An 18,860-nucleotide genomic window follows, 5' to 3' on the forward strand; every position below is an offset into this window, starting at 1 on the left:
AACACGAAGCCCGCCGGATCGCTCCGGCGGGCTTCGTGTTTGCAATGACGACGGCTTCAGTCGTTCGAGCCGAAAGGCTCGGTGCGCGACGGTAGGGCGGGAACGTCGATGTGGTCGGGGGTGAGGCCGTTTTTCCGCCGCTCGATGATCAGCTCGTAGCCGCGCTCGAGATGATGGCAGAAACGTTCCGCATCGAAGAGCGGCGCGATATAGCGCTTGTCCTTCAGATGGTTCTTGTAGCCCGCGACACGTTCCGGATTGAGCGCGAGCTCGACGGCGAGATCCTCGTAGGCACCGAGATCGTCGGCGACGAGTTCCGGCAGATCGATTGCCCTCAACAGGCTTTCGCTGACGCGTGAGGCGAAGTTCGTGCCCTTCATCGTCAGAACAGGAAGGCCGCCCCAGAGCTGTTCCGAAGTGGTCGTGTGTCCATTGACAGGGAATGTATCGATGCCGAGATCGGCCGCCTGCTGACGGCTGATATGCACTTCATAGGGCGCACGCGGGCAGAAGATGATCCGTTTCGCCGAGATACCATTGGCCTGGAAGCGCGCCAGCAGATTGTCCTTGTTGCGGGACGTATTTGCCATCAGCCAGAGCACGCTGTCGGGCGCACGCTTGAGGATCCTGGACCAGCTGTCGACGACCTGGGAGGTGATCTTTCGGTTGCCGTTGAACGAGGCGAAAATGAAGGCATCTTCCGGGAGGCCCAGCTCTGCCCGCGTGACAGGCTGCGGCCGCGGGCGGTTTGCCGGATCGTTCGGCTGGTAGCTTTCCGGCATGCGCAGGAATTTCTCGTGATAGAAAGGCTTGGCGACGTCAGGCAGCACCGAGTGATCGCCAATGACGTAGTCGAGATCGATATTGACCGTGCTGCCGGGGAAGCCCAGCCAGGCGACCTGGATCGGCGCCAGCGGCTGATTGAAGGACGACGCGCGGCTTCCCGAGGTGTGGCCCTTGAGGTCGACCATGATGTCGATGTTCTCGGCGCGAACGGCATTCAGGACAGCGGCGTCCGACAGGCCGTATGTGTTGACGATCTTGCCCCAGCGGCTGCGATCGGCGACGTTCTTCTCCAGAAACTCGGGCTGGGTGTGATCGAAGAGCGTGATTTCGAACCGGTTGCGATCATGAAGCTCGAGAACCCGCTGCAGCAGCTTCATCGTCGCGTGACCGTCCCACAAGTCCGAGGACATGTAGCCGATGCGGATCTTGTCGGACCAGGTATGCGGCAGACCGCGTCGATAACCCACGCGTACCGGGTCCAGCGGCTGCGTGCCGATCGTCGCATAGCGATTGAAATCCTCGTCGCCGCACCAATGCAGATGATAGAAGGGATTGTCCTTCCTCAGCGTATCGATGTCGCCCTTTGCAAGGGCGGCGTCGATAGGCGCCTGATGTTTGTTCGCCTCATCGAATTCGTTGAATTCGCGCACGCAGACGAGATACAGAAAACGGAAGGCGAGGTTGCCCGGGAAGCGCCGGAAGAGGTTGCGGGCGAGCTGCTGGTTCGTCTCGTCCATGAGGTCGTCGTTGAGCAGCAGCGCGGCAAGGCGCATATGATCCGGGTTCATGCTCTCGGACAGGATTTTCTTGAACGGGCGCAGCAGATCCCGCCGCTGCCGGCGTACATAGATTGTCGAGATAATGAATGCGAGTTCGGCATCTTCCTGAGCCTTGCCGAGATTGCGCATCGCGATCAGCAGGGCGTCGTCGTCGTTGCCGGCTTCCAGGTGGAGTTTTGCGGCAGTCTTCAGGAATTCGAACCCGCCTTGCCCGGCGCAGTCGGCTGCGAGGCCATAGGCCTTGGCTGCATCGGACTTGAAGCCCAGTTGCAACAGGTTCTTGGCCAGGAGGGCGTAGGTCTTGGCGTCCTTCTGAGTGTCGATGAGCTGGTTGAGCGTCGCCAGAGATTGTGTATAGCGGCCCGCCTGATAGTCGCGGGATGCCGCCGAGAACGAAACTTTGCTGTTCAAAACCTAACTCCGTGAGGAAATGTTCCGGCATGAAATGGTGATCGACGGGCGCGCAATCGGACCGTCCCGCTAAAAGCAGGTTGCCCGACGATACTATCCCGGCTTCTGCCATACTGGCATTCGAAGCTTGCTTGAAACCGGTGCAGTCGCATACCCGCTTTCCGGGAAAGACGCTTCCTGGAAGACAAATTCAAGTAACATTAACCATGGAATTGAAGCGACTTGGCCGACCCCTCAGCTTTTAAGAAGTTGGCAAGTATTGGCTGCGAGATTGCCCTCGACATGACGGGTTTGGGCCAAGAGATAAAGGCCCGAGTGGCATGAAGCTGGTCCGTCATCGCCGGTATTTATAGTCCGGTATGTCCTCCTTTTTGTATCTAGTTTTTCTAGGGGACACACTTATGACGAGCATTAACACGAACACTTCCGCCCAGGCCGCTCTCCAGACGCTGCGTAACGTCAACCAGGGCCTCAACACCACGCAGAACCACGTTTCGACGGGTTACCGCGTTGGCAAGGCTTCCGACAACGCTGCTTACTGGTCGATCGCAACGACCATGCGTTCGGACAACAAGGCTCTCGGCGCTGTTTCGGACGCCCTCGGCCTCGGCGCTGCAAAGGTTGACACTGCCTACACCGCCATGGACAGCGCTATCGACGTCGTCGGCGAAATCAAGTCCAAGATCGTTGCCGCTACCGAAAACGGCGTCGACAAGAAGAAGGTTCAGGAAGAAATCGACCAGCTGCAGGACCAGCTGGTAAGCATCGCTCAGTCGGCTTCCTTCTCCGGTGAAAACTGGGTTGCTGGTGCCAGCGGCACGAAGAGCGTTGTTTCTTCCTTCGTTCGCGATGGCTCGAACGGCGTTTCCGTCAAGATGACCGATTACGTCCTGGACAGCAGCTCGGTCGGCAACGTCATGTTCGGCATGAGCGGTGGCCAGGTCGAAACCTCCACGGGTATCCTCGGCACCTCCTACGGCCCGACCGGCTCGGTCTACGGCCTCGACATCACCAGCATGACCCTCGGCGACCTCGGCAACGCTCTGACGACCGTTGAAAACGCTCTGAAGGCCATGACCTCTGCCGGTGCAAAGCTCGGTTCGATCTCCACCCGCATCAACATGCAGGACGATTTCGTCAACTCGCTCAGCAAGTCGCTCGACTCCGGTATCGGTCGCCTCGTCGACGCCAACATGGAAGAAGAGTCCTCCAGGCTCTCTGCTCTCCAGACGCAGCAGCAGCTCGCGATCCAGTCTCTCTCGATCGCCAACTCTTCTTCGCAGAACATCCTGTCGCTCTTCCGCTAAGAGCGGTCCAGCAACATCGCCAAAAACGTCGAGGCCGGGTAACCCCCGGCCTCGAATGTTTTAATTTTCGGTTAATGAAAACCTTTCTAAGTATCAGATATTTTTACGAAATTACATTTTTGAATTTAGTTTTCTTTAACCATCTTGGTGTTTTCTAAGCCCATCGAAACGGCGAGTTAACCCTGACGAGAATGGTTAACAGGCATGAAGCTGATCGCTGTGGGCCGGCCCAAATCCGGAATGTCCCTTCTTCAAATCTGCCAAAAGGGGCAAGAAAACTATGACCAGCATCAACACCAATAACGCAGCAATGGCTGCTCTCCAGACGCTGCGCGGCATCAACCAGGGCCTCAACACGACGCAGAACCACGTTTCCTCTGGTTACCGTATCGCGAAGGCTTCCGACAACGCTGCTTACTGGTCGATCGCAACGACCATGCGTTCGGACAACAAGGCTCTCTCGGCTGTTTCCGACGCCCTCGGCCTCGGCGCTGCAAAGGTTGACACTGCCTACACCGCCATGGACAGCGCTATCGACGTCGTCGGCGAAATCAAGGCCAAGATCGTTGCCGCTACCGAAAACGGCGTCGACAAGAAGAAGGTTCAGGAAGAAATCGACCAGCTGCAGGACCAGCTGGTAAGCATCGCTCAGTCGGCTTCCTTCTCCGGTGAAAACTGGGTTGCTGGCGCCAACGGCACGAAGAGCGTTGTTTCTTCCTTCGTTCGCGATGGCTCGAACGGCGTCTCCGTCAAGATGACCGATTACGTCCTGGACAACAGCTCGGTCGGCAACGTCATGTTCGGCATGACCAACGGTCAGGTCGAAACCTCCACGGGTATCCTCGGCTCGTCCTACGGCCCGACCGGCTCGGTCTACGGCCTCGACATCACCAGCATGACCCTCGGCGACCTCGGCACGGCTCTGACGACCGTTGAAAACGCTCTGAAGGCCATGACCTCTGCCGGTGCAAAGCTCGGTTCGATCTCCACCCGCATCACCATGCAGGACGATTTCGTCAACTCGCTCTCCGACTCGATCGACTCCGGTGTTGGCCGCCTCGTCGACGCCAACATGGAAGAAGAGTCCTCCAAGCTCTCTGCTCTCCAGACGCAGCAGCAGCTCGCGATCCAGTCTCTCTCGATCGCCAACTCTTCTTCGCAGAACATCCTGTCGCTCTTCCGCGGCTAATAGGATCTCGAAATATAACCCGCCGGGTAACCGGCGGGTCCTATCGAAATCGAGCCGCGCTTCGATGGAGCGCGGCTTTTTTTAATTTCCGTTAACGATTGATTAACCATATTGCTATTTTCTGCGTCTCAACGAGACGACGAGTTAACCAAATTTAAGAACGGGTTAACAGGCATGAAGGCTGATCGTCGTTCCCGGGCGCTATTCCCGAATGTCCCTTTTATTAATGTCTGCCAACAAGGGGCAATCATTTCATGACCAGCATTTTGACCAACGTCGCGGCCATGGCCGCTCTCCAGACACTCCGCGGCATCAGCAATAATCTTCAGGATACTCAAAATCGCGTATCTTCCGGCTATCGCGTTGAAAAGGCAGCAGACAACGCAGCTTATTGGTCCATCGCAACGACCATGCGTTCGGACAACAAGGCTCTTTCCGCAGTCTCCGACGCTCTCGGTCTCGGCGCTGCAAAGGTCGACACGGCCTACACGGCAATGGACAACGCCATCGACGTCGTCAGCGAAATCAAGTCCAAGATCGTCGCGGCAACTGAAAAAGGCGTCGACAAGACCAAGATCCAGGAAGAAATCAGCCAGCTCCAGGCTCAGCTCATGAGCATCTCCCAGTCGGCTTCCTTCTCCGGTGAAAACTGGGTTGCCGGCAACACGACCAAGAGCGTCGTTTCCACCTTCGTCCGCGACGGCAACGGCAATGTCTCGGTCAAGACGACCGATTATGTCCTGGACTCGTCTTCCAACGGCAACGTCCTGTTCGGCATGACCACGACGGGCACAATCGACTCGAGCACCGGCATTATCGGTACCTCCAACGGTACGATCGGCTCGATCTACACCATGAACATCACCTCCTTCGGTCAGCCGGAAATCGCCATGGCGCTGACGGCAATCGAAGCAGGCCTGGAGGCAATGACGAAGGCAGCCTCTCAGCTTGGCTCCATCTCCAACCGTATCGAGCTGCAGGAGAACTTCGTCGCGGCCCTCGGCGACTCGATCGACTCGGGTGTCGGTCGCCTCGTCGACGCCGACATGGAAGAGGAATCGAGCAGGCTGACGGCGCTGCAGACGCAACAACAGCTGGCGATCCAGTCACTTTCGATCGCAAATTCCAGCGCTCAGAACGTCCTCACGCTCTTCCGCAGCTAAGGCGGCGGCTGAAGCTGGACCAAACCTTGTGCCGCCATTTCGAGGCAGCCTGGAAACCGCGCCAAAACGGCGCGGTTTTCGTTTTATTTCAATGGCTTGTGGGATCTTTGGCGACGCTGCTTTATTCCCGTTTCCGCTCTTGCGGAAGTGGTTGATATCAGGTTAACGTTGCCGGGAGTTGATTTGTTTTGCGACACACCGGCGTGGGGGACCCGCCGGCGGCATGATGCCATTTCAGTCGCTGCCGGCAAACCGGCCTGATCCCTTCACCTTTCCGAGACCATGTCGATGACCGTCAAGATTACCAACGCGGCCGCGGTGAGTGCGCTTGCAGTGCTGCGCAGCATCAATAAAGAATCAAGCGACGTACAGCAGCAGATTTCCACGGCAAAACGGGTCGCGACCGCGTCCGACGATGCGACCTATTGGTCGATCGCGAGCGTCATGCGCGGCGACAGCACCAATCTCGGCACCATCGGCGATGCGCTCGGCCTCGGCGCGGCGAAGGTCGATTCGACCTATACGGCGATGAACTCCGCCATCGATCTTCTCGGCGATCTCAGAGCCAAGCTGGTTGCCGCGCGTGAGCCAGGCGCCGACAAGGACAAGATCAATGCGGAAATCACGGAATACAAGAACCAGCTTCAGACGATGGTGGAGGGAACGGCCTTCGCCGGCGAAAACTGGCTGTTGAACGGCGAGCCTGCGGCGCCCCCGCAATGGAAGATCATCGGCAGCTTCGTACGCGCCCCGACCGGCGAGTATCAGGCCCAGACCGTCGACTTTCCGTCATCCCAGACCATCCTGATCGACAAGACTAATGCCAGTGGCGGCCTGTTTACCAAGGATGTCAACGGCAATGTCGATGGCACGCCGGTGCGCAACTACTATCTCCTGAATGCGAACTCCGGGACGCCGGCGACGGGCACGGCAATCTCGATCAGCAAGTCGACCACCGACTCGCAGCTCATGGATATGCTGACGGCTACGGACTCCATGCTGAAGCAGCTCACGAATTCGGCGGCAGGGATTGGTATCATGAAGGCCCGCATCGACGACCAGATCGACTACACCGCCGACCTGTCCGACGCTATCGACAAGAGTGTCGGTGCCCTCGTCGACACCGATATGGACGAGGCCTCGACCCGCCAGAAGGCGATTGAAACTCAGAAGCAGATGGCCGTTGAAGCGATCTCCATCCTCAATACGTCCGCCAGCAAAATTCTGATCCTGCTCGAATAACGATCGGCGCGAGGGCGGTACCATTCATCCTCGCGCAAGTTTGGGTTTCTAGTTTCCGGCACGAAGGCAGCGTCCGAATCCATGCCGGCAACAGGCCCCAGGCCTCTTCCGAACCGGAACGGCATGCCGGCAAGGACATGGTCATTTTTCAAGCGGGGGCATGCCGCGTGCATCCCGAATACTGGACGGTTTTTTATGAGCATTATGCTTTCCCGGTATTTGAAGGATTTCGGTGAGCCGAGTCCCTCGGCACCGATCATCGATGTAGATGATTTCGCGACCGAAACCGCCTCCGCGTTTGAGGAATTGCCGCAGGAGCCCGAGGTCGACGTCGAGGCAGAGCGGCGCGAGGCCTTTTCCGAGGGCTTCGCGGCAGCCACTGCGGACCTGACCGAAAAATACGAAAGCGAGGCCCGGGCCGCCGCCGAGGCGCATGCCGGTGAGATCGAGGAACTGAGGCTTCGCTACGAAATCGAAGCGGCTGCGGTGATCGCTTCCCGCATCCGCGACATGGCCGAAGAGATTGCTACGCTCGTCAGCGAAGTGACCGCGGCGGCAATCGCACCTGTGATGACCGAGGCGCTCGCGAAGAAAGCTGCCGAAAATCTTGCCGTTCTGCTGCGCGAGGCGATCCTCGACGGTGCGGCGGTGCCGGTCGTCGTGCGCGGTCCGGCCAAGCTTTTCGATATCCTCAAGGGCGAACTCGGAGAACATGCCGCCTTGGTCCGCCATCATGAGGCTGATGACATCGACCTTGCTGCCGAGATCGGCGAGACCGTACTCGTGACCCGTATTTCCGCCTGGGCGGCCAGCTTGAAGAAAGTTTCCGAATGAGCGACGGCGAAAACCATCACCACGGAAAGAACGAGATCATCATCGTCAAGAAACATGGCGGTGGAGATCATGACGGCGCTCACGGCGGTGCGTGGAAAATCGCCTATGCCGACTTCATGACCGCAATGATGGCCTTCTTCCTGGTGATGTGGCTCGTCAACGCCGCCAACGAGGAAACCAAGGCCTCGATCGCGACCTATTTCAATCCGATCAAACTGTCGGATGAAAAGCCGACGGAAAAGGGTCTGAAGAAGCCGGTCGACCAGGCTGAAGGCGAGCAGAACCAGGAAAAGTCGAAGGAAAAGGAAGAGAATCCGAACCAGGGCAAGTCTGCCGCCGACGGCGACGATCAGACCTCGACCTCCGGCGACAAGACCAATTACTCGGAAGCCGATTTCTTCGAGAACCCCTATTCGGTTCTTGCCGAGATTGCCCAGGAAGTTGGCCAGCAGGCAAACGTCAGCGCCAAGGGCGATGGCGGTGCGGCGGATTCGGGTCCGGCGACCGGCGCCGATGGCGGCGAGGCTTACCGCGACCCCTTCGATCCGGATTTCTGGACCAAGCAGGTCGAAGTTACGACCGCCGGCAAACCACAGCAGCCTTCGCCGCTCGATTCTAAGGCCGAACCGAATGAGCTCGCCAAGGCCGAAAATGCCCAGCCTTCCACCCTGCTGAGCAAGGACCCCAACAGCGCTGCCGTCGCCGCTTCGACAGAGAAGCAGGCCGACAAGAAGGCGGATAAGACCAAGGACAAGCAGGCGGACAAGACCAAGGACGCCGACAAGAAGGAAGAGGCGAAGCAAGCCGAAGAAAAGCAGCAGGCCGAGGAACTGCAGCAGGAGATTGCCCAGCAGATCTCCGGTGTTGCCGGCAAGCTCGCCGAGGGCCTGACGGTGACGGCGTCCGAGGGCGGCCTGCTGGTGAGCATTTCCGACCAGAACGACGATTCCATGTTCAATATCGGCTCTGCTGTGCCGCGCCAGGAGATGGTCCTCGCCATGCAGAAGATCGGTGCGATCCTGAAGCAGAGGGGCGGAGCCGTTGCCATCCGCGGCCATACGGACGGGCGGCCGTTCAAGGGCGATCTCAACGAGAACTGGCGCCTTTCGATGGACCGTGCCCAGAGCGCTTATTACATGCTCGTTCGCGGCGGCCTCGACGAGAAGCGTATTTCCCAGGTTTCCGGCTTCGCCGACCGCCGCCTGAAACTGCCTGATGACCCCTACAACGCGTCAAACCGCCGGATCGAGATTCTCGTGCAGGCAGATCAAGGATAGTCGCATGACGCGCAGGCAGCATCGCTATTTCAGATATGCGGTCTTCGGCCTGGCGATGATGTCGCCAGCCATCGGCCATGCCGCAGATGCGGACGATCTCGCGCCGTACAAGATGCTGCGCTCGCTGCAGTTCGTTCAGGACTCGGTTGTAACGGGCGATCATTCCGCCGGCGAAATGCAGCGCTTCATGCTTGGCAAGATCGATCAGCGCCTGCGTAATGTCGATCCGTCCGTCTATGATGACGATCGCAACGTCGATGCCGCGCTGATCTATGTAATGAGCGGCGGCAATCCTCAGACGCTGGAATATCTCGTTGCCCATGACGTCAACGGTTACTTCGACAATCGCGTTACCGATGTGTTGCGGAAATATCTGAGCGGCAAGGGCCTTCTTGTCTCCAAGACGCTGGAAGAAACAGCCAAGGAATATGAAGGCAAGAAGATTGGCCCCTATCTGGCGTTGATCGGCGGCAATGTGATGATCGCCACGAAGCCGACGGATGCCCTTGCATTATATGACAAGGCGCGCCTTAACGCACCCGGCACGATCGTGGAAGAGGCGGCGCTGCGCCGCTCGGTCGCCATCTGCGTCGAAACCGGGCAGGTCGACAGGGGGCTTGCCTATTCGCAGCGCTATATCCGCCGCTTCCTCCATTCGCCCTATGCCAGCCAATTCGCCGATCTCTTCGTGAAGCTGATTGTCAGCCACGATCACGATGTGAAGCCACAGACGGTTGTCGATATCCTCTCCTTCATGGATGCCCCACGCCAGCGCGAGGTCTATCTGCGCGTCGCGCGCGCTGCCGCGATTGCTGGAAAGCCTGATCTCGCCCGTATGGCCGCTCAGCGCGTTCAGTCGCTGGGCGAGGGGACCGACAATCCATTCGGACGACTCGCCGATTTCTACAACGGCATGGCAAACGTCCCGACCGACGATATTGACCAGGCGGCCAAATATATCGCCAATATCTCCGGCGCATCTCTCTCGCCGCAGGATCAGGCACTGCAGGCAGCTGCTCGCTCCGTTGCCGAGCAGATATTGAGGGCTCCGGATCCGGCAAGCCTGACGCAAGGCTCCACCCCTAATAATACTAATCAAGAAATTACTTCTGAACAGGCTGCAGCCGCCACGGCTGCGCAACCGGAAGGAGCGCATAGCGTCTCCCCGGAACCTGTTGTCGAAGGCGAGGCTTCTGCTGGCACGGGGGGCCAGGATGTCGACCCTTCATTTACCTCTTTCGTGACGACCAATCGATCCAAGCTCGACGAAATCGACGGTCTCCTGGCCCAAGAAGGCAAGTAAGATGATGATGGATATCAGCGTCTCGGGCGGAGCGCCCGGCACGGATGCGTCTGCGTCCGTAAGATCCGGTCGGGGGGCCGGCAGAGGCGACGCCGCGGATCAGAACGGCGGCTTCTCCGATGTCCTCTCCAAGGCCGGCAACAGCGATCAGGATGCGGATGGCGTCGATAAGTCCGGCCAGCAGGACGCCAGCGATAGCGCCGAGGCCGCGGCGCGGAACTTGCGCGGACGCAATCCGAAGCCGTTGATCGATCTGAATGACGCCTCGCTCCAGGGACAGGTGGACGTGCAGTCCGAAACCATCGCAAACGCCGGCAAGATGCCTGCGAAGTCTGTAAGGGAGAAGGACGCAGCTGCCTTTGGACTGGGCAAGCCGGGCGCCAAGGATGAGGCAGCCGAGACCGTTGCTCAGGCGGGGGGCAAGCCTGCCAAGCAGGTCAAGATCGGTGCGCTCGGCGGCGACACCGCTGTCGATACAGGCGCCGACGTAGAGCCCGGCGATGGCGATATCACCGACGTTCTCGGCCTGCTGAAGAAGGAGCCCGGGGACGCCGCGGCTGTCCTGCAGGCTTCGGCTCATCATGCGGCCGCGAAGGCGGACGACGCAATGGCCGGCAAGAAGGACGCCAAGGCCGAAGGCGTAAACGGTGCGAAGGCTGGTGCGCACGTGTCGGATGCATTGGCAGCCGTCGCCCCGCATGGCAATGACGCGCGTGTGCCGGGAACGGAGAATGCCGAAGGCGTAGAAGGCAAGACGTTCAGGATCAGCCGTGCCGATGGCCGTGGCCAGTCGATGGACATGCATATCGGTACCGAACAACCCGGCGAGAAGTCGGGAAAGTCGAGCGTCGAAAATGTTTCCGTCCTGGAATCGCGTCGTTATCTCGGCCTGGTTCAGAACCCGAATTCCGCAAACGTGACAGCGGCACTTTCAGGTGACAAGGAATGGGCACAGGCTATGCAGCCGAGCTCTGCTCTGTCGAACGCCGCTGAATGGACAAGCACCGGCAAGGTGGTGAACACCCTCAAGATCCAGATGAGCCCGATCGATCTTGGCCTCGTCACGGCGACGATGCGGCTGTCAGGCGATACGCTGAATGTCGACCTCAAGGTCGAGACCGGCGCGGCCTATCGCCAGCTCAAGGAAGACCACGGCAAGATTCTCGAGGCGCTACGCAGCCAGGGCTATGCGGTCGATAACGTGACCATCAGCATGGCGCCAGTGGATCGGTCCGATGCCGGCAACCAGGCAAACAGCCAGGGACAGACTTCCCAGCAGCAGCAACAGTCGCTCGCCCAGCAAGGCCAGGGCGGCGAGGCGCGCGAGCGCCAGAACCAGACAGCGCGGCAGACGGATGGAGGCTTCAATGGTGCGGGCGGCAACGGTGTTGAGAACGCTTCTGCTATCGACGCTGGCGGCAGCCGCCCTGGTAGCGTTTACCTCTAGCGCATCCGCCTCCACAGGCGCCTGCGAGCGCGAGATCCAGTCTGCGGCAGCCAAATACGGGATCCCCGAGGGGATTCTCTATTCGGTCGGCTTGACGGAAACCGGGCGCAAGGGTTCGCTCTATCCCTATGCGATGAACGTCGAAGGCAAGGCGCTGTTTCCTGCCTCCGAGCAAGCCGCGTTGCGTCAATTCGACACTGCCAGCAGGGACGGCGCGAAGCTAATCGATATCGGATGTATGCAAATCAATCACTATTTCCACGGTGAAAACTTCAGCTCCGTGGAGGATATGTTCGATCCCCACCGCAACGTAGAGTATGCAGCGAAGTTCCTGCGCAATCTTCACGATCGTCATGAGACCTGGACGATGGCGGTAGCCAGATACCACGCGGGGCCGAACAACAATCCGGCGCAGAAGCAATATGTCTGCCGCGTCATCGCAAATCTGGTTGCCACCGGCTATGGCAAGTGGACTCCCAATGCGAGCAATTTCTGCGGAAATTAATTCAATTAATAATTGAATTCACCAATTATGACCGAACTGTGTCACAGTGTGGCAAGAATTCGGCACAAAACCCGCTTGCAAGGCGTAATTAAGCGGACGTTAACTTTTCCACGAAATTTTTGTGTGCATAACCTCGTCGACCTACTATATGTAGATCAAATCGGTACCCAAATCTTAATCAATTATTAATTTCCGCCATTAACTTTCACGAGTTGCTGCAGATTCGCGCGATTCGTACCCATAGATCATCGATGTGCCACACTGATTCGGAGGCGGACGAATGATCGTAGTGGTTGATGAGCGTGAGCTCGTGAAGGATGGTTACACTTCTCTCTTTGGTCGTGAGGGCATTCCCTCAACCGGCTTTGATCCCGGTGAATTCGGCGAATGGGTGCAAACGGCGGCTGATTCTGACATCGCCGCGGTCGAGGCATTTCTGATCGGCCAGGGGCAGCGGGCCATGGAATTGCCGCGTGCGATCAGGGATCGCTCGATGGCGCCGGTGATTGCGGTCAGCGATCAACCGTCACTCGAAAACACGCTGGCCCTTTTTGACTGCGGCGTGGACGACGTTGTACGCAAGCCGGTGCATCCGCGTGAGATTCTCGCGCGTGCCGCTGCAATCCGTCGTCGCCTGAAGGCGATCGCAAACCACACCGACATCGGCGCCATCCGCGTCTTCTCCGACGGGCGCGATCCGGAAATCAACGGCGAAACCTTCGCCTTGCCGCGCCGCGAGCGCCGCATCCTCGAATACTTGATTGCCAATCGCGGCCGTCGCGTCACCAAGACCCAGATCTTCAATGCGATCTACGGCATTTTCGATGAGGAAGTCGAAGAAAACGTCGTCGAAAGCCACATCTCCAAGCTGCGCAAGAAGCTGCGCAAGAAGCTCGGCGTCGACCCGGTCGATTCCAAGCGCTTCCTTGGCTACTGCATTGATTGGAATTGATTTTTCGGCGCGGGTCGTGCCGCGCGGGAAAGCCGGAATATTTCGGTCGGCGACCCGGCACAACAGACAGCTTCACGCAAGGCCCGCCAAATACTGTTGCACTTAACAGGTAAAACGAGGTTTTCAGATGAGCATTTTCGGCAGCATGAAGACGGCAGTATCGGGGATGAACGCTCAGGCAAACCGCCTCAGCACCGTCTCCGATAACATCGCGAACGTGAACACCAGCGGCTACAAGGCAGTTTCGACCGCGTTTTCGTCGCTGGTCCTGCCGTCGGGCTCCGGTAACTACAACTCGGGCGGCGTGACGACGACGGTTCGCCAGGCTGTCTCCGACCAGGGCGACATTTCCTACACGACCTCCGGTTACGACCTCGCAATTTCCGGCGACGGCTTCTTCATCGTCCAGGGCGGCGATGGTGTTCCCGTCCTGACGCGTGCTGGCGACTTTACGAAGGACGACAGCGGCAACCTCGTCAACTCGGCCGGCTTCACGCTCATGGGCTATCCGTGGGGTTCCTCTGCTCCGGCAGTCGTCGTCAACGGCTTTGACGGCCTCGTTCCGATCAACGTCCTCGGCGACCAGAAGTTGGCGGCCGTTCCGACCTCAAACGGCTCATGGACCGGCAACCTCAAGCCCGGCGCAAAGATTGTGTCGGTCCCGGCCAACCTGCCAAGCGCAAACTCCGCTACGGTGACGTCCGACACACAGAAATACTCGATGGTCACCTACGACAAGCTCGGTAGTAAGGTGATGTACGACATCTACTACACGAAGGTTCCCAATCCCGCATCGCCGCCGGCCGCGGCTGGTACGACCCAGTGGGAAATGGCGGTCTACCGCAATGCCGACAAGGCGACGACGGGAACCAGCTCGTTCCCCTATTCCTCGGCGGCGGTGAATGTCACCTCCATCCAGTTCGACGACAAGGGTCAGATGACTGTCCCGGCGGCCCCGTCGACGACCAATATCGTCGATCCGGTAACCGGCCTCACCATCAATATGAAGCTCGACCTCTCCCAGGTCGGCGACAATTTCTCGGGTACAGGTAACGTCGACGGTCAGGGCGCGAATTCGCCGGTCGATATCACCATCGACTCCGACGGCATCGTCTACTCGAAGTACGATGACGGCAGCACCAAGCCCGTCTTCCAGATCCCGCTCGCCAATGTGCCGAGCCCAGACCTGCTGACGCTGATGTCCGGCAACGTCTATTCGGCCAACGGCAAGTCGGGCGTGACCGTCACCGGTTTCCCGCAGACCAGCGGTTTCGGCAAGATCCAGTCGGGCGCCCTCGAAGGCTCGAACGTCGACCTCGCCGGCGAACTGACCGAAATGATCGAATCCCAGCGCAGCTACACCGCCAACTCAAAGGTGTTCCAGACGGGTTCCGATCTCATGGACGTCCTCGTCAACCTCAAGCGTTAATTCAGGGTAACGGGTAAGCCATGTCGCTCACTTCAGCACTTAACACCGCGCAGAGCATATTCAACAATACGGGCGCGCAGAGCAGCATCGTATCGAACAATATCTCGAACGCCGGCAACAAGGACTATGTGCGCCGGCAGGCGATGCTCACCACCTCGCTGAACGGCGCCCAGGTGGTCAAGATCAGCCGCGCACAGGAAGATGCGCTGCTGAAACAGTATCTCAAGGCGTCCTCGCAGGACAGCGCTCAACAGACCCTGTTGAGCGGCCTTGAAGATCTGAAATCGATCATGGGCGGCAACGACAACGAAACGTCGCCCGAAACGGCCCTGCGCACCTTCCGTGACAAGCTCGGCACGTTCCGCGCCACCCCCGGTGACCTTATTGCTGCCCAGGGTGCGATTACGGCGGCGCAGGACGTCGTAACCTCGCTGAACAATGCCTCCAAGGCAGTGCAGCAGCAGCGTTCCGATGCCGACAAGCAGATCAAGAACCAGGTCGACTCGCTGAACAGCCTGCTGAAGCAGTTCGAAACGGCCAACAATGCCGTCAAGAAGGCGACATCATCCAACGAAGATCCGTCAAGCGCTCTCGATGAACGCGAAAAGGTCCTCAAGCAGATCAACCAGATCGTTGGCGTGTCTACGGCGACACGCGCCAACAACGACATGGTGCTCTACACAGCCGACGGCACGACGCTGTTCGAGACGATCCCGCGCGCAGTCAGCTTCGAGCCGACGCAGTCCTATGCGGCCGACACAGTCGGCAACAAGGTCTATGTCGATGGCGTTGCCGTCAACATGGGCTCGGGCTCGACGACCAATGCCAAGGGTAGCCTCGCCTCGCTTCTGCAGATCCGCGACGATATCGCACCGACGTTCCAGAGCCAGCTCGACGAAGTCGCTCGCGGCCTCGTGAACCTTTACCAGGAAGACGGCAATCCTGGCCTCTTCGTCTGGACAAACCCGACGACCGGCACCGCAGGCGGGGTTCCGCCGGCTGGCACCGTCATCAAGGGCATCGCCGGAACGATCGCGATCAATGACCGTGTCGTCACCTCCAAGGGCGGCGATCCGATGCGGTTGCGTGACGGCAACATCAATGCAAGCAGCACGGCTGCGAACCCGACGGGTTCGAGCGGTTATACCGCGGAACTCGACCGTCTCTATACGTCGATGGATTCGGGGATTGCATTCGATCCGAGTACCGGTCTGGACACCAATGTCAGCATCCTGACCTTTGCCACCAATTCGATCGGCTGGCTCGAGCAGAACCGCAGCAACGCGACGACGGCGGCGGAAAATACTCAAGCTGCCGCAGCACGAACCGATGAAGCTTATTCCAATGAAACCGGCGTCAACCTCGACGAGGAACTGACGCTCCTTCTCGACATAGAGCAGTCCTACAAGGCGGCGACCAAGATTTTGAACGCCGTTGATGAAATGTTGAAAGCATTGCTGGATATTGCGAGTTAAGCCATGAAGAGCTCATTTATTTCAAGTTCGGCCATTCAGAACGCCATGCGGTTGACGATCCGCCAGGCGCAGAACCAGATGACGAAGGCGACGATGGAGGCGACCACCGGCACCTACGCCGATATTGGTGTGTCGCTTGGCGGTTACGCAGCCAAGAGCATCGACTTCACCCGCGAAGTCGACCGCATCAAATCGATCAAGCTCAGCAATGCGCTTGTAGATGCCCGCATGGAATCGGCCCAGACCGGGCTCACCAAAATGAAGACGGCCGGGGACGGCTTCCTGTCCAAGCTGACCGCGCTGCAGAGCAGCCACGATCCGGGCAGCGTCACGGTCGCTATCCAGTCGGCCACGAGCGCGCTTTCGACGATGATGGACACGTCCAACTCGATGGTGAACGGCGAATACCTCTTCGCCGGCATCAATACCGACATTCAGCCGCTGACGGACAAGACGGCGGCGACTTCGGCGGCGATCGTTACAGCCTTGAATGCTTACGCGGCAGGCCTGCCGACGCCGAAGCCGGTTAACGAGCTCACCGGCGACGAGATGAAGACATTCATCGAGACCCAGGTCGAGCCAATGTTCAGCGAAGCCGCCTGGACGGATCCGACAACCGGCTGGTCGAAGGCGTCCAGTCAGAACATGACGAGCCGCATCAGCAATTCGGAAGTCGTTGAATCCTCGACCAGCGCCAATTCCGAGGGCATGCGTTACTTCGCTCTGGCAACTGTGACGACGGCCGCGCTATTCGGCCAGAATCTCAGCACCGATGCGATGAGCGCAGTCTCCTCCAAGGCGATCACATACACGACGAGGGCGACCACGGGTCTCGTTACCCAGGCCAGTCAGCTCGGCCTCTCGCAGGAGCGCGTCGAAAAGGCGAATGACGCCCTCGATGCCCAGGCGAACATCATGCAGACCAAGCTCGTCGATATCCAGGGTGTTGATCCCTACGAGGCCTCGACCCTTGTCAAGACTTTGGAAACACAGCTCGAAACCGCTTACACGATCGTATCGAAGATTCAGCAGTTGAGTCTCGTGAACTACCTTTGATGATCAAAGGCGCGCAATATAAAGAAGGATGCATGAATGTATCAGTTCTCTTATGCCGAGGTCATGCAAGACTCGGTTGCCGACGCGAAGGAGCGGGAATGGCAGGTTCTCGAACGTTCGATCGAACTGCTTTCGGCGGCGCGCGATAAAGAGAAGTACAGCCGGGAGGCTATTGAAGCTCTCTTCTACACCCGCAGGGTCTGGATCAGCTTCGTTGAGGATTTGAAGCATCCAGACAACCAGCTGGAGATCGAACTCAGGGCGAACCTTATTTCGATTGCGATCTGGATATTGAAGGAATGCGACAGAATTAGAAAACGTCAGTCGAATAACTACCAGGGCATCATCGACGTTACCACCATCATCAGGGATGGACTTAAATGAAAAGTACACTTCGCATTTCTCTGAAAGCCGGAGAAAGAATCTTCATCAACGGCGCTGTCCTGCGTGTCGACCGTAAGGTGGCACTGGAATTCCTGAACGATGTGACGTTCCTTCTCGAAAACCACGTGCTACAGCCGGAAGGCGCGACCACGCCGCTTCGCCAGCTCTACTTCATTGCCCAGATGATCCTCATCAATCCCGAGGGCAAGGAACATTCGACGGCGATGTTCCGCAAGTCGATCACGATGCTGCTCACATGCTTCAAGAACGAGGAAATTCTCGCCGAACTGAAGCGGATCGACGCACTCGTTTCGACTGGCCGCGCCTTCGACGCGCTGAAGGCGATCCGCGGTCTCTACGCGATCGAAGACGGCATTCTCAACAATCACGAGCTGCCCCCGACCATGGTCGAGCAGATTCGCAGGGAGATCGCACCATGGCGGTAGACGGAACCCAGAGCGTAGGCGGCGGGAGCAGCACATATGGCTCGTCCAATGCCGCGCAGCAGAAGGCCACGCTGAACTACGATAACTTCCTTCAGCTTCTGGTCGCGCAGATGAAGAATCAGGATCCGACCGATCCGATGGATGCCAGCGAGCAGATGTCTCAGCTTGCAAGCTTCTCGCAGGTCGAGCAGACGATCCAGACGAACACGAAGCTCGATACGCTTCTGACGAGCTCCAGCCTGACCCAGGCAAGCAGCTATGTCGGCAAGTACATGGAAAGCGCCGACGGCAAGACCAAGGGTACGGTCGAATCCGTCAAGGTTTATTCCGACGGCCTCATTGCAACGCTGGACAATGGCGGTAAAATCCTCATTCAGGCTGGCATCTCCATTTCTGATTCGGCGCCGACCAATCCTTCGGGCGACGATAGCGGTTCGGATAATACCTGAAGTGACGACGGCGGCGCCGAAAGGGGCCTGACGCTCGTTCGTTTGGATGACGCCAAAAATACCAGTCCGGTTAAAGCCGGGCTGGCTGCTTTCAAGGCGATATGAGGTTGCCTGACGATGAATGAAGCTGATGCACTCGACCTGTTCCAGGCTGCTATCTGGACCGTCCTCATTGCCGCTGGTCCTGCGGTCATTGCGGCAATGGTCGTCGGTCTCGTCATCGCGCTGATCCAGGCGCTCACGCAGGTGCAGGAAGCGACACTCACCTTCGTTCCGAAGATCGTAGCCGTTCTGGTCACGGTCGGCATTTCGGCCCCCTTCGTGGGCTCGCAGATTTCCATCTTCACCAATCTGGTCTTCTCGCGCATCCAGTCAGGCTTCTGAGCCAACTTCGCGCAAGCTTCGCCATTTAACTGTCGATCCGAA

Annotated in this window: 18 protein-coding genes; 17 read left to right on the forward strand and 1 reads right to left on the reverse strand. The window is 58.5% G+C overall.

What is annotated here, in order from left to right:
* Nucleotides 1-56 precede the first annotated feature (56 nt).
* Nucleotides 57-1,976, reverse strand: coding sequence for a glycosyl transferase (locus tag FHX06_RS20900; RefSeq protein ID WP_183880743.1), 1,920 nt, complete (start codon nt 1,974-1,976; stop codon nt 57-59).
* Between the two features lie 401 nt (nt 1,977-2,377).
* Between FHX06_RS20900 and FHX06_RS20905 the strand changes: the two genes are divergently transcribed.
* From FHX06_RS20905 to fliQ, 17 genes are all read left to right on the forward strand, one after another.
* Entirely contained in the window at nt 2,378-3,283 is a 906-nt protein-coding gene (locus FHX06_RS20905) for a flagellin (RefSeq protein ID WP_112541517.1), read from the forward strand.
* 280 nt (nt 3,284-3,563) lie between these two features.
* Nucleotides 3,564-4,472, forward strand: coding sequence for a flagellin (locus FHX06_RS20910; RefSeq protein WP_112541516.1), 909 nt, complete (start codon nt 3,564-3,566; stop codon nt 4,470-4,472).
* Nucleotides 4,473-4,726: 254 nt separating this feature from the next.
* On the forward strand, nt 4,727-5,635 hold the full coding sequence (locus tag FHX06_RS20915; RefSeq protein WP_112541515.1) for a flagellin: 909 nt from the start codon (nt 4,727-4,729) through the stop codon (nt 5,633-5,635).
* A 288-nt stretch (nt 5,636-5,923) separates the two neighbouring features.
* Nucleotides 5,924-6,877: a flagellin gene (locus tag FHX06_RS20920; RefSeq protein ID WP_112541972.1), complete on the forward strand. Its 954-nt coding sequence runs from the start codon at nt 5,924-5,926 to the stop codon at nt 6,875-6,877.
* A 195-nt stretch (nt 6,878-7,072) separates the two neighbouring features.
* A complete protein-coding gene (locus FHX06_RS20925) occupies nt 7,073-7,711 on the forward strand; it encodes a hypothetical protein (protein ID WP_113211394.1) in 639 nt (212 codons plus the stop codon).
* On the forward strand, nt 7,708-8,988 hold the full coding sequence (locus FHX06_RS20930) for a MotB family protein (RefSeq protein WP_112969845.1): 1,281 nt from the start codon (nt 7,708-7,710) through the stop codon (nt 8,986-8,988). The genes FHX06_RS20925 and FHX06_RS20930 overlap by 4 nt, the downstream gene beginning before the upstream one ends.
* 4 nt (nt 8,989-8,992) lie before the next feature.
* On the forward strand, nt 8,993-10,291 hold the full coding sequence (motC, locus tag FHX06_RS20935) for a chemotaxis protein MotC (protein ID WP_113211395.1): 1,299 nt from the start codon (nt 8,993-8,995) through the stop codon (nt 10,289-10,291).
* 4 nt (nt 10,292-10,295) lie between these two features.
* Nucleotides 10,296-11,738: a flagellar hook-length control protein FliK gene (locus tag FHX06_RS20940; protein WP_113211479.1), complete on the forward strand. Its 1,443-nt coding sequence runs from the start codon at nt 10,296-10,298 to the stop codon at nt 11,736-11,738.
* Nucleotides 11,680-12,243: a lytic transglycosylase domain-containing protein gene (locus tag FHX06_RS20945; RefSeq protein ID WP_112541970.1), complete on the forward strand. Its 564-nt coding sequence runs from the start codon at nt 11,680-11,682 to the stop codon at nt 12,241-12,243. The genes FHX06_RS20940 and FHX06_RS20945 overlap by 59 nt, the downstream gene beginning before the upstream one ends.
* A 280-nt stretch (nt 12,244-12,523) precedes the next feature.
* Entirely contained in the window at nt 12,524-13,195 is a 672-nt protein-coding gene (rem, locus tag FHX06_RS20950) for a transcriptional activator Rem (protein ID WP_112541511.1), read from the forward strand.
* Between the two features lie 127 nt (nt 13,196-13,322).
* Nucleotides 13,323-14,624 carry a flagellar hook protein FlgE gene (locus tag FHX06_RS20955; protein WP_112541510.1) on the forward strand — a complete coding sequence of 434 codons (1,302 nt, stop codon included), beginning with the start codon at nt 13,323-13,325 and terminating at the stop codon, nt 14,622-14,624.
* A gap of 20 nt (nt 14,625-14,644) precedes the next feature.
* Complete coding sequence (gene flgK / locus FHX06_RS20960) at nt 14,645-16,099, forward strand: flagellar hook-associated protein FlgK (protein ID WP_112541509.1); 1,455 nt, start codon at nt 14,645-14,647, stop codon at nt 16,097-16,099.
* Between the two features lie 3 nt (nt 16,100-16,102).
* Nucleotides 16,103-17,155 (forward strand): flagellar hook-associated family protein, encoded by a 1,053-nt coding sequence (locus FHX06_RS20965; RefSeq protein ID WP_112541508.1) that lies wholly within the window; start codon nt 16,103-16,105, stop codon nt 17,153-17,155.
* A 36-nt stretch (nt 17,156-17,191) separates the two neighbouring features.
* Nucleotides 17,192-17,539 (forward strand): flagellar biosynthesis regulator FlaF, encoded by a 348-nt coding sequence (flaF, locus tag FHX06_RS20970; RefSeq protein WP_112541507.1) that lies wholly within the window; start codon nt 17,192-17,194, stop codon nt 17,537-17,539.
* Nucleotides 17,536-17,985, forward strand: a complete 450-nt coding sequence (gene flbT, locus FHX06_RS20975; protein ID WP_112541506.1) for a flagellar biosynthesis repressor FlbT — start codon at nt 17,536-17,538, stop codon at nt 17,983-17,985. The genes flaF and flbT overlap by 4 nt, the downstream gene beginning before the upstream one ends.
* Nucleotides 17,976-18,434, forward strand: coding sequence for a flagellar hook assembly protein FlgD (gene flgD / locus FHX06_RS20980; protein WP_112541505.1), 459 nt, complete (start codon nt 17,976-17,978; stop codon nt 18,432-18,434). The genes flbT and flgD overlap by 10 nt, the downstream gene beginning before the upstream one ends.
* A 117-nt stretch (nt 18,435-18,551) precedes the next feature.
* Nucleotides 18,552-18,818: a flagellar biosynthesis protein FliQ gene (gene fliQ / locus FHX06_RS20985; RefSeq protein ID WP_112541504.1), complete on the forward strand. Its 267-nt coding sequence runs from the start codon at nt 18,552-18,554 to the stop codon at nt 18,816-18,818.
* Nucleotides 18,819-18,860: the final 42 nt, after the last annotated feature.

It is taken from the genome of Rhizobium sp. BK512 (assembly GCF_014194915.1).
GTDB lineage: Bacteria > Pseudomonadota > Alphaproteobacteria > Rhizobiales > Rhizobiaceae > Rhizobium.

Bases quoted from the DNA above. Each gene is read 5' to 3' on its own strand.
- FHX06_RS20940 (WP_113211479.1), top strand. From the start codon at position 10,296: ATGATGGATATCAGCGTCTCGGGCGGAGCGCCCGGCACGGATGCGTCT.
- FHX06_RS20920 (WP_112541972.1), top strand. From the start codon at position 5,924: ATGACCGTCAAGATTACCAACGCGGCCGCGGTGAGTGCGCTTGCAGTG.
- FHX06_RS20955 (WP_112541510.1), top strand. From the start codon at position 13,323: ATGAGCATTTTCGGCAGCATGAAGACGGCAGTATCGGGGATGAACGCT.
- rem (WP_112541511.1), top strand. From the start codon at position 12,524: ATGATCGTAGTGGTTGATGAGCGTGAGCTCGTGAAGGATGGTTACACT.
- flaF (WP_112541507.1), top strand. From the start codon at position 17,192: ATGTATCAGTTCTCTTATGCCGAGGTCATGCAAGACTCGGTTGCCGAC.
- fliQ (WP_112541504.1), top strand. From the start codon at position 18,552: ATGAATGAAGCTGATGCACTCGACCTGTTCCAGGCTGCTATCTGGACC.
- flbT (WP_112541506.1), top strand. From the start codon at position 17,536: ATGAAAAGTACACTTCGCATTTCTCTGAAAGCCGGAGAAAGAATCTTC.
- FHX06_RS20965 (WP_112541508.1), top strand. From the start codon at position 16,103: ATGAAGAGCTCATTTATTTCAAGTTCGGCCATTCAGAACGCCATGCGG.
- FHX06_RS20915 (WP_112541515.1), top strand. From the start codon at position 4,727: ATGACCAGCATTTTGACCAACGTCGCGGCCATGGCCGCTCTCCAGACA.
- flgD (WP_112541505.1), top strand. From the start codon at position 17,976: ATGGCGGTAGACGGAACCCAGAGCGTAGGCGGCGGGAGCAGCACATAT.
- motC (WP_113211395.1), top strand. From the start codon at position 8,993: ATGACGCGCAGGCAGCATCGCTATTTCAGATATGCGGTCTTCGGCCTG.
- FHX06_RS20910 (WP_112541516.1), top strand. From the start codon at position 3,564: ATGACCAGCATCAACACCAATAACGCAGCAATGGCTGCTCTCCAGACG.
- FHX06_RS20925 (WP_113211394.1), top strand. From the start codon at position 7,073: ATGAGCATTATGCTTTCCCGGTATTTGAAGGATTTCGGTGAGCCGAGT.
- flgK (WP_112541509.1), top strand. From the start codon at position 14,645: ATGTCGCTCACTTCAGCACTTAACACCGCGCAGAGCATATTCAACAAT.
- FHX06_RS20930 (WP_112969845.1), top strand. From the start codon at position 7,708: ATGAGCGACGGCGAAAACCATCACCACGGAAAGAACGAGATCATCATC.
- FHX06_RS20905 (WP_112541517.1), top strand. From the start codon at position 2,378: ATGACGAGCATTAACACGAACACTTCCGCCCAGGCCGCTCTCCAGACG.